Below are 12627 nucleotides of genomic sequence, written 5' to 3'. Positions count from 1 at the left end.
GGGACCACTGGATTATGAGCAGAGGAGAGATTCCGTAATTATGTATTGATAATGGGAATGTAGGATAAGAAAGCGCCTTGATTATTATATGAGAAGGGTTTTTAAAGCTAGAATAACTTCACAAAAACATTATCGTATGTTAAAATAGTAATAATAGAGTTGACAAGAAGAGCTATTTCAATTCTTCGAATACGTTTTTGTAACAAAAAGAAAGTTGGATGAATACATGTCAAAAAGCTTATATATATCAGAAAAGCCTTCCGTTGCGCAAGAATTTGCAAAGGCACTTAAGGTAAATTTTAAAAAACACGATGGCTATATGGAGGCAGAGGATAGTATAGTGACCTGGTGTGTTGGTCATTTAGTAACCATGGCATACCCAGAAAGCTATGATCCGGCATTAAAACGATGGTCACTTGAAACGATTCCATTTTTGCCAAAGGATTATTTATATGAAGTAATTCCGAATGTAAGCAAACAATTTAAGACGGTATCCGCCCTATTAAATCGTAAAGATGTTGATAAAATTTATGTTTGCACTGACTCTGGACGAGAAGGAGAATACATATATCGATTGGTAGATCAGATGGCAAAAGTTCCAAATACGAAGGAAAAACGCAGAGTTTGGATCGATTCTCAAACCGAGGAAGAGATTCTTCGAGGAATTAAAGAAGCAAAGCCATTGTCAGCATATGATAATTTATCGGATGCCGCATATTTACGTGCTCAAGAAGATTATTTAATGGGTATTAATTTTTCACGTGTTCTTACTTTAAAATATGGAAATGCAGTAAATAATTTTTTAAAAAGTGAAAAAAGACAAGCAATTTCAGTTGGGCGTGTAATGACTTGTGTACTTGGGATGGTGGTTCGTAGAGAGCGAGAGATTCGTGCCTTTGTAAAGACACCATTTTACCGTGTGACGATATCCTTAGATACATCTATGAAGCCATTTGATGGAGAGTTTAAAGCAGTGGAAGGGTCAAAGTTTTATTTGTCACCAAAGCTTTATAAAGAAAATGGATTTCGTGAAAAAATAGATGCAGAAAAATTAATTGAGATGCTTACTGGATATGAACCTGAGTATGAGGCAAAGCAAGAGAATAATAAGAATAGCTATTTGGCCTTATTAAAGAAGGATACCGAAGAAGCATTACAAGCGGAAATTATTCAGATTGAGAAAAAGAAAGAGAATAAGAATCCGCCACTGTTATTTAACTTAGCAGAGCTTCAAAATGAATGTTCAAAATTATATAAGATTAGTCCAGATGAAACCTTAAAATTTACACAAGAGTTATATGAAAAGAAATTAGTAACCTATCCAAGAACGGATGCCAGAGTTCTTTCAACCGCTGTTGCAAAAGAAATCCATAAAAATATTGGTGGTTTAAAAAATCTAGGACAATTTAGGCCATTTGCTGAAGAGATATTAGAGGTAGGTTCTTATAAGAACATAGCAAAAACTCGTTATGTAAACGATAAACAGATTACAGACCATTATGCAATAATTCCAACAGGACAAGGTTTTTCTGCATTAGGATCACTGTCCCTTACAGCAAAGAAAATTTATGTTACGATTGTGAAACGTTTCCTAAGTATTTTCTATCCACCAGCCGTATATCAAAAGATTTCCTTAACAACAAAGATTGATACGGAATGCTTTTTCTCTAATTTTAAAGTAATGGTGGATGAAGGTTATTTAAAAGTAGCTGGATATCAAGGAAATGCTACAGATAAGAATAAAGAAAAAGATGGGAATGCACAGTCAGAGGAAAACTCAACTGATGAAGATGCTGAAAATGATAGTTTTGGTCTTGATTTCTTTGAAGTAATTAAAGGATTAAAAAAGGGAATGAAACTGAATGTGAATTCCTTCTGCATAAAAGAAGGAGAAACAGCACCTCCAAAACGCTATAATTCTGGTTCTTTAATTCTTGCAATGGAAAATGCCGGTCAGTTAATAGAAGATGAAGAATTACGTGCTCAAATTAAGGGGAGTGGTATTGGTACCAGTGCTACCAGAGCCGAAATTTTAAACAAACTGGTTAAAATTAACTATCTTTCTTTGAATAAAAAGACACAGATTATGACCCCTTCTTTGTTAGGAGAAATGATTTATGATGTTGTAAATGCGTCGATTAAATCGTTGCTCAATGCAGAATTGACTGCAAGTTGGGAAAAAGGATTGACCTATGTATCCGAAGGTTCCATTACAAAGGATGAATATACACAAAAGCTGAATGGATTTGTACAGCGAATGACAGAAGGTGTGAAGTCTCTTAATAATGAAAACCAATTGTTCTACTTTTTTAATGAAGCTGCATCGAATTATAAACGATAAGGTGAAAATTAGCTTTAGGCAGAGTATTAGAAAAGTATTAGAAAAAGTATTAGAAAAACATTGGTAAATGTTAAATAAATTATTATATTGAGTTTATATTAGATTTCAAGAATATTTTTATTGAAACTTCGTATTATTGTATAAAATAATCTTATATAATAAAGGATATCTTTTCATGAAGTTATCTTTATCATATAAGAGTTTATTAATCTTGATAAAGATATTCGAATCAATAAAAGGGAGGTATCAGCGAACGGGAAATTCGCTGTGAGATATATGAATCAATTACAGATAAATGAATTATTAGATTTAAATCAAACAATTGCTTCTGATATTTTTAATGGGATTACATATCCATGGGAAGCACTATCAAAAATCAGTGCATTTATATTAGAATTAGGAGCAACTTTATCATTAGAAGAATACGATAAAATTGGAGAAGATGTATGGATTGCAAAGTCTGCTGTAGTAGCACCAAGTGCATACATTCATGGGCCAGCGATTATTGGTAAAGATGCAGAGATTCGACACTGTGCTTTTATCAGAGGAAATGCGATTGTTGGTGAAGGAGCTGTAGTAGGAAACTCCACGGAATTAAAAAACGTTATTTTATTTAATAAAGTTCAGGTTCCACATTATAATTATGTCGGAGACTCAATTCTTGGATATAAAGCTCATATGGGGGCAGGTTCCATTACTTCAAATGTAAAATCAGATAAGACATTAGTAACCATACGTCAATGGGATGAAAAAATAGAGACAAATCTTAAAAAGATGGGTGCTATTCTTGGTGACCGCGTAGAAGTTGGTTGTAATTCTGTACTAAACCCAGGAACAGTAATTGGACGTGATAGCAATATCTATCCATTATCCAGTGTTAGAGGGTTTGTACCAGCAAATAGTATTTACAAGAAACCAAGTGAAATAGCAGAAAAACGATAGAAAGGCGGAAATTAAAATAAATGGATGAATTATATCAAATGATTGAGGACAAAATCCGTAAAGCTGGCTATCTTGGTGAAGTCGATGGTTTTGATATATATGATGAAATATGTGATGAAATCGAAGACAAAGAAGCAGGCAGCTATATCTTTATGTCAAAGAAAACGGACGATATCTTTTTTGAATATAAGGTAGAGGTAATGGAAGAAGAGTTTAATCTATCTTATATTGATATTCATGTGAAAGATAAGGTATTCCATGTGGATTTTGATGAGGAATAAAAATTATTAAAAGTAAAAATTATTAAAAGTAAAAATTATTAAAAGTGAAAATTATTAAAAGTAAGAATAATTTAAAACTAAAAAGCTCTGTTGAGAAGAAATAAAATCTCAAGAGAGCTTTTTTACATTAAAAAAATAAAAACATTAGTATAGTCTATAACACTTGCAACAATTTTCCGAAGCCTTGTAAATATAGTAAATTCAATATAATTCCATTTGATTTCCACCAATTTTTACTGATCGCCCATTCCTTAGGATAATCACTCCAATCCCAAGTAATATTCCATGAACCGTCATCAAGCTGTGAATTGATAATATAATCGCACTCATATTCGGAAATATCTTTATTTTCAGCATAGAAAATACTATCCTTGGTCTTGAAAAACTGTGACGGCTTGCATATATATGATGTTTCCCATGCTGTAGTATTTTGGGTTATACTACTTTTCACATATTCAAGCAATTTAGTTTTTAAAGTAGGTAAATCGATAATCTCTTCTTCCCTCGCTTCTTCTATGTACTGCATAAGCCCGATATAGCAGGCTGTTGTGTGCATATCATTTTGTCTTTTAGCGGAGTTTAATTGATCAAAGGCTTCCTTAGCAATACGACAGCCAAGTTTATAAAGGTTACTGTCTCGTTCAGCAAAACGGATGATAAATCCAGCAAGGCAAGCGGTGGGATTATAGTTATTATGGCAGGTACTGTCACTTTTTGTATGCCACCATGGAGCGTGAGGATAATCATTGTTACTATTTATGGAATTGTGCCAGAACGTACCATTAAAATCTTTGCCACTTTCAAGGTATTGTAGAATCCCTTTGATGATTGGATGCGTGCTGTCGGTAAAGTCAATTTCACGTAGTATCTCAGTTGCAGCCCAAGTTTGAATCGGAGCAGAGTTTGGATTCCAAGCATCAGGCTCAAGTGCATGACCAAATCCACCATCTGTATTTTGATAATATGCCAAAGTATTTAATACAGCATTTTTGCTGCCATTTTCGAAATGATACTGCCACCGTGCTAAGTCCAGTGGTCTGGCATTTCGGTAGATAAATTCTCTTGCTTTTTGATATAACATATTCATATCTGGCACCTCGTAAGATATAATACTTTATTATATAAAGTCCTGTTTATAAGTTCTAATATTATAATATCATGTCTATGATTATAAATAAACTAAAAATTCCCAATTATTTAAAAACTCAATAGACGCTTATGTTGACATATTAACAACTCGTATTTCCTAAATATGTACTAAACTTGAATGTAATTAAAATTGATCCTAATAAATAATGTTAAATAGTGGTATAATTTAGATGTTTATTTATCAATATATTTCAAATATAGTAAAGAAAAATAGATAGGAATAAACCAAAGAATAAAGATAACTGGAGGTAATTATGGCAATAGAAAGAGTAAGAAAATACTTAAAGCAATGGGATATGGACAGTAAGATTAAAGAATTTGAGGTATCAAGTGCAACGGTTGATTTGGCAGCAGAGGCTTTGGGATGTGAGCCGAAGCGTATTGCTAAGACCTTATCTTTTAAGTTCGATGATAGTTGTATATTAGTTGTAGCTGCAGGAGATGCAAAAGTTGATAACGCAAAATATAAAGCTAAATTCTCTAAAAAAGCAACAATGTTAGCAGCAGATGATGTAGAAACAATGGTTGGACATGGGATTGGTGGAGTTTGTCCATTTGGAATAAATGATGGTGTAACTGTTTATTTGGATGAGTCGTTGAAACGATTTGATACCGTATTTCCAGCCTGCGGAAGTAGTAATAGCGCAATTGAACTAACAATCCCAGAACTTGAAAAATTATCTGGGTATGTGGAGTGGGTTGATGTATGTAAGGGATGGGAGGATTAATGAATAACAAAAGAATTAATAGAATAATTCTTTCAATATTAGTATTGATTATTATACTTCTTGGAGTAATTTTGGGAAAAATGAAACATGAAAAACAAGGCATCTTAAATAACATAAATAAGAAGTATGTAGAATCTCTTTCAGAAGTTTTAAGTGGTTTGTCCATTGATTACTCGACGATATCTGAAGAAGAGAAGATTTATTTTTATACAAATACAATAGGAAGTATTGCGTCTGCAAATCAGATGTATCGTTCAACCCAATATAGTTATAAAGCATCGGAAATGAACATGATACTAGATATGTTGCAACAATATATGAGTGAAGAGTTTTTAGTTAATTTCGATAATTTTAAAGTGAATCAATTAGATTTATATAATGGACTAAATCTAATCTATATGAATCCACGTGATAAAGAAGCAATCAAAAGTTTTTTTGACTATTTATCCGTAATTGTTAAAGAATAAGATTCATTGGTCGTTTTCATTTTATAATCGTATTAGTTTATGTAGAACTTAAAAATAAGGACTATGATTAAAGTCCTTATTTTTAAGCTAAAATACTGATATATGGAACTATTATCTGTTATGAATAAGATAGTTAATTCCATAAGCCATCCATGCTAACAAAACACCTATAAACGCTGCACCAACAAAAAAGTCGTAAATAATTGCGACAATTTCATTTCCTGAAATTGCACCAGCAGAATAAGAGCCAAAAAAGCCTAAATAATTAGCGGTACAGATAAGTGCTCCTAATATAATCAGATATAAAGGAATGCACTTGATTAACGTTTTCTTTCCTTTGTTACACAACATAAATTGAATCGCAAAGAAAATAACTGCACAAATAATGCCTGTAACTATAAAAAACATGTTTAGGTGTCCCCCTTTATACATATTGCGCATAGCATAAGACCGTTTCGGTCAACCTCCACATTTTATTCCAATAACTTTGCCATATAATACTCATCAACATATGTACCATCAACAATCATTGAATTTTTTTTGGTACCTTCTATTGTAAATCCACATTTCTGATACAAGTGTAGCGCAGGCTGATTGGAGGTTACCACTGTTAATTCTAAGCGTGTTATGCTGTTTTTAAGAGCCCATTTATTCAGTTCTTCAAAGAATTTTGTACCAATTCCTAGTCCACGATATTTTTCTCTAATTCCTATTACAATATATGCAGTATGCTTGATACGATTGTATTGACCACGGTCAGCTGTCATAAAACCAATAAGTTCATTTTTATGTTCAGCAATCATAAAAAAGTTCGAATGATCCAATCTATTTTTAATCATTGACTCAATCGATTTTAAATCGGATATTCGTTCTCCAGGTTCAAGCATCATCATTTTTGTTTCATTATCAAGTGCAAGCATCATACTTAAGAACTGCTCTGCATCTTCTATTTTGATGTCACGTATTATCATTTGGTATCTCCATTTTAATCTTTATTTTTATGGCTGTTAGACCTAATTATTGATATAGTACACAACTTTCAGGTATTTAACAACCATAACTAGTAATATCATAATTTAAATAGGTTTTTTAACATTATTAAATCCATAGCCCATAAATGCTGTGATAAGGCAACCTATACCAACTATGAAAAGAATCCACCACGCCCATTTCGGAGTAGTGTTGTTCTTCTGAAATCTATTATTCTTTAAAATAGAGTAATAGTCAGTACACGAATTCCATATCCCATTAAATATACACCATAATCCCATAATCACCCTACAGATTATTCCAAGGTAATATATTACTGTGCCATTAGTTATTACAAATGACGTAAACAATAATAGAAATATTACCGTAATAGTGGATATGTTAATTAAAAGATTTAATTTTTTAACCTTTACAATTTCCAATTATACACCCCCTTAATAATTAAAATATTCATTTTAATATATAAGTAGCTTTAAGTGTATATGTTATTATATTCATTTAATATATTATCTTTACTATCTATGAGTGTGGCCACACAGATTTTCATATTGTTAAAGCCTCTCTTTTTTACTTGTTTACCTCTTTTACTTATTAAATTATCTATAAAGTGTAGCTAACAATATGATATTACTTTTTATTCCAAATTGCAATCTATATTAAGAGCAAAGAAATAAACTAAAGTATTATCTGAAAAGAGTAAATTATTGTAAAATGTATGAAAATGCTGTATTATAAAAATGGATATAATATGAAAGTAAGTTTGGAAGGGGAATATGATATAAAGAAATTTTTTTTAAAGAACAAATAATGAGGCAATTATGATGATATTTAATAAGATCATAAGGTGTTAAGAGGAGGTTTATTAATGGATGTATTTGAAAAAAGTATGGAAGTAATGAATAGTCTTTTTTCTAAAGACTATCAATTTGCATTAGCACTGTGAAGGAAAATGTACCATCCGTAAGATTTGTTGATACATATTATGAGGATTCTAATTTTTACATTGTTACGTATGCAAAATCACAGAAAGTGAAAGAAATTGAACAAAATCCTAACGTTTCGCTTTGTAATAAGCAGTATAGATTTAGCGGTCTAGCTCACAATATTGGACATCCATTGGAGCCACAAAATACACAAATCAGAGAAAAATTAATAAAAGTATTTGAACCATGGTACTTTGCACATAACAATGAAAAAGATGTGAATATGTGTTATTTAAGAATTGAAATAACGAATGGTTTTTTCTATCAAAATGGTGTCGGTTATAGAGTTGATTTTATCAAAGAAGAAGCCATTGAGTTTCCATTTGAATTTGATATATTTTCGATAGAATAATTAACCCATTTAAATAAAAACATAATAAAGAAATGGGGGGTTTTGATAATTATAAAGTCAATAATTGAGGTAATTATATCTATATTGAAATCATCTATGCTTTTGATCTTAATAGCTATGATATTAATATTTACTCGAGATTATATTACGGACGATGATTTAAAGCGTCTAATCGAGGGGATAAGTCTCGCATTATTCGAAGTATTCTATCTTTATCAAGCATATAAAGATTTGAAAGATAATCAATATATAACTTATAAATATATAGTTCTTTCAGATATCGTAGTTATATTAATTTTTACTTTTATGTGTTATCTAGTTTTTAAGCATTATGAAAACACGGATGCTATAATCACAGGACATAGTTATTTACGATGGAGTTTAGTTTGGATAGGAATAGTAGATTTGATAAAGAATTATTTAAGAAATGAAAAATTTATAAAAAATAAGTTATAGCACATCAAGGATTACGTCAAAGTGATAAAATGATAGAAAGACAAACTAAGAAAATTTCTAGAATGGAGACTTAAATGAAGCTATTTTTTACAAGACATGGAGAAACGGACTGGAATAGGTTAAAGAAAATTCAAGGAAAACAAGACACTGAATTAAATGCAAATGGAATTATGCAAGCAGAACAATTAGGTGACAACTTATTATTAGAAGAATATAATTTTACAGAAATTTATTCAAGTACGCAAAAGAGAGCAAAACGAACTGCAGAAATTGTAGCTGAAAAATTGAACATGGATTCTGAAACATTAGAAGGTCTAGAAGAGATGAACTTAGGTTTATGGGAAGGACTTTCATGGAATGAAGTTGAAGAAAGGTTTCCGAAAGAATTTGAGAACTGGTTTATAAATAGAAGGTATATGAAAACACCGGAAGGTGAATCTTATCAGGATTTATTAGATCGAGTTCTTTTTGCTATAAAAACCATTATAGAAAAGCAGGAAGGCAATGTATTGGTGGTAACTCATAGTGCTGTAATCATGGCACTACTATGCTACTTACATAACACTCCATTTGAAGAAATGGTGGGAAAATATGATATAAAAAATGCAGAACTAGTGGAAATTGATAGCAAGGACTTATTCTAAAAATTATATTGAAGTATATTTGGAAAAGAATGCGTTCTTATTTCTACGGATATCTTGGTAAGGGAGAAAATATATGTTATTTTCAGAAGTATGCTTATTTACAAAAGATGTTGTAACACTTGCTGATTTTTATAAATGTATATTAAAAACAACTTCGGATTGTGAAGATGAAGTACATCAACAAATAAAGACCCAAGGAGCAACATTATCTATTTACAATAATGGAGATGTGAAAGATTCAAAGAATGAAAACATATCAATTGCGTTTACGGTAGATGATGTAGATGAAGAATTTGAACGATTAAAACAGCTTGGGGTGCAAATAAAAGAACCACCAACCACAAGGCCATGGGGAGCTAGGAATATGCTTTTCTATGATCCGGACGGTAATCTTGTTGTATTTCGAAGTTTTGCAAGTGAAAAGAATATGTAAGATGACGCATATAAATTTTTTTTAATAGAGATTATCGGTGTATTGATATGTTTAGTTGATAATGAATATTTACCTTATGTTTTTGTGTAGTTGCTTTGAAAATAAGAAATAAAATGAGTTATTTTATACAAATGTAATAAAAAAAGTTAATTTATTTCTTAAAAAGAGTTGGTTCTGATTCAAGATTATGTTATTATTAATTATGTTAATTAACTTGTTAATTTAAAATATACCTGCAATACGGACAATAGGGACATGAATTGATAGGAAAGAAACAAATTTTAAGGGGTAATTACATGAGATACATATTTCTAGATGAAAAACTTGGCATTCGTAAGATGGAAGATAATATTATGGATTATAGTCATATGGTAAAATGGCTTTCAACTCCGGAGGTACTTGAATATTATGAAGGCCGTAATAATGCATTTGACTTAGACAAGGTAATGAAGAAATTTGCACCTCGGGCAAAAGGACAAGAAGCTTTTAAAGCATGTATCATCGAATATGATCAAAAGGCAATTGGTTACTTGCAATATTATCCTCTAGATGATGAATATGGTTTAAATGGCACTATAGACTTAAAGGATTACAAACTACCATATGGCATTGATTTATTTATTGGTGAATTAGATATGTGGAATCAAGGCATAGGGACTACGGTAGTAAGAGCCTTAGTAAAATATCTATTTCATACAATTAGAGCAGACATTGTTTTTATAGATCCTCAAACTTGGAATAAAAGAGCAATTCGATGCTATGAGAAAAGCGGATTTACAAGAAGAATTGTAATTGAAGGTAGAGAAATGCATGAAGGTGGATTTAAGGATTCTTTAATCATGTCTGTCTCCATAGATGAATGGGAATCTGAATGTGATCAGTTATAGACTTTAGCAATAATAAATGAATAATTTAGAGAATAAAGACTTCACAGTTGTATTTTGATAAGTAATGAATCAAATATAAATTGTGGAGTCTTTTTCTTTATGTGTCAGGTATATATAGCGATTGAAAAATGTTTTACATTAATTTGTTATTTGTTATTAGATAGTAAATAAAGTTAGTTATTTATTGATATATGGTTACACATATATTAATATAGTTTTATGTAATATTTATCCAAACATCACAAGATAAACTCTCTTTATTTAATAAATACAGTATGAAGGATTGTAATGGTACCTTAGGAATATTGTGCTGATAAAGAAAAGGTTTTAGAGGAAGAGATGAAGTGGAATAAAGATGATGCTTATAAGAGCAATAGCAGATCGAAAAATTCTTCATATTTAGAGGAGGGTTCCTATGCTGTTTCACCAACAATCATTTGAAGAAAGACTGAAGTTTTTTGAGCGAAATATCTGTGAATATCCGTTTGAATTAACATGTGATCGTATAAAGAATGAGAATTCAGATCAGATTATACAAGGATTAAAGGAATTACGGAAATTGTTCTTAACTATCTACCAATCCTCAGAATTATTTAAAGAAGAAGATCCTCTTGAAAGTTTACATAATGTAAGCAATACAATGCTTTTTTTATATTCAGTAGGCGTAATTGGAAATCTAGCAGAACAGGGAGAATTATACCTTAGCGTTGAGAAAAAACAATTGAAAGCTCATTATAAAACAACTCCCAATTATCCAATGGAACAATTAAAGCAGTTTGGTTTTTATTATGAGTATTTTAAAAAGGATAAAATAGTAGATTCAGTTAATAAATGTACACAGTTTACTATTATGTGCAAGAATCTAGATCATGTCCTTGTGGCACTTAATTATTTACTAAAAAATGTACAATTTGAAGCTTCAGCACAGGATTATGCTAGAATACAGGGATTATTTTATAAGCTCGATTATAAAAGCTTGATTTTAAATGAAACAATGGATAGAGAAAAAATAGATCCGTTAAGAGAGGATATTTTAAGCACAGCTGGTTTATATCAGGATTACTACACATTAGTAATAAAGCATCTTTTAGAGGAATATCCTCTTTATACGAAGATTAAAATTCATGAATATTTCACTCCACATTGGGTGTTACAGTTTTATCATTCAAAAACAAATAAATATATATTTAACATAAATGTCGCTGCTGATTATGTATGCTTAGAAATACGCTTATCAGTAGCAACTGTAGAGGCTTTGGCAAATTGTAAAGAGGAACTAAAGGGACAATTAAGAGATGAAATTGAACGGTTTGGTTGTATTAATTGTAAGAATAAATGTCTGGAGGCAAATATACTAGGATTAAATGGTGTTCGATATTGTACTTCATATTCAGAAGCAAGATTATTAATGTTTTATGTTACGAATGAAGAGGATGTTGAGGCTATATTGAAAATTATGGATTTAGAGATCGGTAGAATCAAAGCATTATGTATGAGAGATTAGTTCATTAATAGTATTCGTGGGGTGCCTAAAGATTCTCTATCATATGAAAATGGAAGAAGGGTATAATGCTTGATATTAAGACAATTTCACGTTCCTACTGGAGAAAAGTTACTGAAATTATTTTGATATAACAGATGAAAATGTTATCTTAGAAGATGGAGATTCCTACTTTTATGATTTATTCCTAGACGTTGTTTTATTACCAGATGGTAAGTTGTATTTGATGGATGAAGATGAACTTGAAGAAGCATATAACAATAAGTCGATTACTTATGAGCAATACATAAAAGCTATTGAGACTGCAAATAAAATAATGAATGAAATTAGAGGGAATGAAACAAAATTAAGAACTTTTTGTTCTAAATACTTTCAAATATTAAAAGAGAAATTATAAATTGCAGTTATTTTTTGTTTAAGTCATTAGAAGCATTGGAAAACCTATGGAGTTAGAAATCGATAGACATAAATCA

At 30.8% G+C, this 12627-nt stretch carries 15 protein-coding genes; 11 read left to right on the top strand and 4 right to left on the bottom strand.

Features of this window, described 5'->3' with window-relative positions:
- Nucleotides 1–226 precede the first annotated feature (226 nt).
- From BN4220_RS06455 to BN4220_RS06445, 3 genes are all read left to right on the top strand, one after another.
- A complete protein-coding gene (locus BN4220_RS06455) occupies nt 227–2341 on the top strand; it encodes a DNA topoisomerase (protein WP_066714877.1) in 2115 nt (704 codons plus the stop codon).
- A 276-nt stretch (nt 2342–2617) separates the two neighbouring features.
- The gene (locus BN4220_RS06450; RefSeq protein WP_066714871.1) at nt 2618–3283 is read left to right on the top strand and encodes an acyltransferase; all 666 of its coding nucleotides are present in this window, start codon (nt 2618–2620) and stop codon (nt 3281–3283) included.
- 20 nt (nt 3284–3303) lie between these two features.
- Nucleotides 3304–3564 (top strand): hypothetical protein, encoded by a 261-nt coding sequence (locus tag BN4220_RS06445; protein ID WP_066714869.1) that lies wholly within the window; start codon nt 3304–3306, stop codon nt 3562–3564.
- Between the two features lie 154 nt (nt 3565–3718).
- Here BN4220_RS06445 and BN4220_RS06440 read toward each other — a convergent pair whose 3' ends face one another.
- Nucleotides 3719–4651: a hypothetical protein gene (locus tag BN4220_RS06440; protein ID WP_066714868.1), complete on the bottom strand. Its 933-nt coding sequence runs from the start codon at nt 4649–4651 to the stop codon at nt 3719–3721.
- A 316-nt stretch (nt 4652–4967) separates the two neighbouring features.
- Here BN4220_RS06440 and BN4220_RS06435 point away from each other — a divergent pair, with 316 nt between their 5' ends.
- Nucleotides 4968–5441 (top strand): YbaK/EbsC family protein, encoded by a 474-nt coding sequence (locus BN4220_RS06435; RefSeq protein WP_066714865.1) that lies wholly within the window; start codon nt 4968–4970, stop codon nt 5439–5441.
- Nucleotides 5441–5908, top strand: coding sequence for a hypothetical protein (locus BN4220_RS06430; protein ID WP_066714863.1), 468 nt, complete (start codon nt 5441–5443; stop codon nt 5906–5908). The genes BN4220_RS06435 and BN4220_RS06430 overlap by 1 nt, the downstream gene beginning before the upstream one ends.
- A 111-nt stretch (nt 5909–6019) precedes the next feature.
- Here BN4220_RS06430 and BN4220_RS06425 read toward each other — a convergent pair whose 3' ends face one another.
- The 3 genes from BN4220_RS06425 to BN4220_RS06415 form a co-directional block, all read right to left on the bottom strand.
- Nucleotides 6020–6316, bottom strand: a complete 297-nt coding sequence (locus tag BN4220_RS06425) for a hypothetical protein (RefSeq protein WP_066714862.1) — start codon at nt 6314–6316, stop codon at nt 6020–6022.
- A gap of 65 nt (nt 6317–6381) precedes the next feature.
- Nucleotides 6382–6879 (bottom strand): GNAT family N-acetyltransferase, encoded by a 498-nt coding sequence (locus BN4220_RS06420; RefSeq protein ID WP_066714859.1) that lies wholly within the window; start codon nt 6877–6879, stop codon nt 6382–6384.
- Nucleotides 6880–6984: 105 nt separating this feature from the next.
- Nucleotides 6985–7320 (bottom strand): hypothetical protein, encoded by a 336-nt coding sequence (locus BN4220_RS06415; protein WP_066714857.1) that lies wholly within the window; start codon nt 7318–7320, stop codon nt 6985–6987.
- 517 nt (nt 7321–7837) lie between these two features.
- Here BN4220_RS06415 and BN4220_RS06410 point away from each other — a divergent pair.
- From BN4220_RS06410 to BN4220_RS20005, 6 genes are all read left to right on the top strand, one after another.
- Complete coding sequence (locus BN4220_RS06410) at nt 7838–8233, top strand: pyridoxamine 5'-phosphate oxidase family protein (protein WP_242867751.1); 396 nt, start codon at nt 7838–7840, stop codon at nt 8231–8233.
- A gap of 530 nt (nt 8234–8763) precedes the next feature.
- Nucleotides 8764–9333, top strand: a complete 570-nt coding sequence (locus BN4220_RS06400) for a histidine phosphatase family protein (protein ID WP_066714853.1) — start codon at nt 8764–8766, stop codon at nt 9331–9333.
- Nucleotides 9334–9406: 73 nt separating this feature from the next.
- On the top strand, nt 9407–9766 hold the full coding sequence (locus BN4220_RS06395) for a VOC family protein (protein ID WP_066714851.1): 360 nt from the start codon (nt 9407–9409) through the stop codon (nt 9764–9766).
- Between the two features lie 296 nt (nt 9767–10062).
- A complete protein-coding gene (locus BN4220_RS06390; protein ID WP_066714850.1) occupies nt 10063–10653 on the top strand; it encodes a GNAT family N-acetyltransferase in 591 nt (196 codons plus the stop codon).
- A 415-nt stretch (nt 10654–11068) separates the two neighbouring features.
- Nucleotides 11069–12157 (top strand): hypothetical protein, encoded by a 1089-nt coding sequence (locus BN4220_RS06385; RefSeq protein WP_066714849.1) that lies wholly within the window; start codon nt 11069–11071, stop codon nt 12155–12157.
- A gap of 127 nt (nt 12158–12284) precedes the next feature.
- Nucleotides 12285–12551, top strand: a complete 267-nt coding sequence (locus BN4220_RS20005; protein WP_148401698.1) for a hypothetical protein — start codon at nt 12285–12287, stop codon at nt 12549–12551.
- The last annotated feature ends 76 nt before the right edge of the window (nt 12552–12627 follow it).

It is taken from the genome of Clostridium sp. Marseille-P299 (genome assembly GCF_900078195.1).
Classification (GTDB): domain Bacteria; phylum Bacillota; class Clostridia; order Lachnospirales; family Lachnospiraceae; genus Lachnoclostridium.
Note: the sequence above shows the minus strand (reverse complement) of the source record. Positions and strands in the feature narration are given on the sequence as shown.

What these genes read in the sequence shown, in the direction of transcription:
- BN4220_RS06395 (WP_066714851.1), top strand. Translation starts at nt 9,407, where the DNA reads ATGTTATTTTCAGAAGTATGCTTATTTACAAAAGATGTTGTAACACTT.
- BN4220_RS06420 (WP_066714859.1), bottom strand. Translation starts at nt 6,879, where the DNA reads ATGATAATACGTGACATCAAAATAGAAGATGCAGAGCAGTTCTTAAGT.
- BN4220_RS06390 (WP_066714850.1), top strand. Translation starts at nt 10,063, where the DNA reads ATGAGATACATATTTCTAGATGAAAAACTTGGCATTCGTAAGATGGAA.
- BN4220_RS06430 (WP_066714863.1), top strand. Translation starts at nt 5,441, where the DNA reads ATGAATAACAAAAGAATTAATAGAATAATTCTTTCAATATTAGTATTG.
- BN4220_RS06455 (WP_066714877.1), top strand. Translation starts at nt 227, where the DNA reads ATGTCAAAAAGCTTATATATATCAGAAAAGCCTTCCGTTGCGCAAGAA.
- BN4220_RS06400 (WP_066714853.1), top strand. Translation starts at nt 8,764, where the DNA reads ATGAAGCTATTTTTTACAAGACATGGAGAAACGGACTGGAATAGGTTA.
- BN4220_RS06445 (WP_066714869.1), top strand. Translation starts at nt 3,304, where the DNA reads ATGGATGAATTATATCAAATGATTGAGGACAAAATCCGTAAAGCTGGC.
- BN4220_RS06450 (WP_066714871.1), top strand. Translation starts at nt 2,618, where the DNA reads ATGAATCAATTACAGATAAATGAATTATTAGATTTAAATCAAACAATT.
- BN4220_RS06385 (WP_066714849.1), top strand. Translation starts at nt 11,069, where the DNA reads ATGCTGTTTCACCAACAATCATTTGAAGAAAGACTGAAGTTTTTTGAG.
- BN4220_RS06425 (WP_066714862.1), bottom strand. Translation starts at nt 6,316, where the DNA reads ATGTTTTTTATAGTTACAGGCATTATTTGTGCAGTTATTTTCTTTGCG.
- BN4220_RS06435 (WP_066714865.1), top strand. Translation starts at nt 4,968, where the DNA reads ATGGCAATAGAAAGAGTAAGAAAATACTTAAAGCAATGGGATATGGAC.
- BN4220_RS06440 (WP_066714868.1), bottom strand. Translation starts at nt 4,651, where the DNA reads ATGAATATGTTATATCAAAAAGCAAGAGAATTTATCTACCGAAATGCC.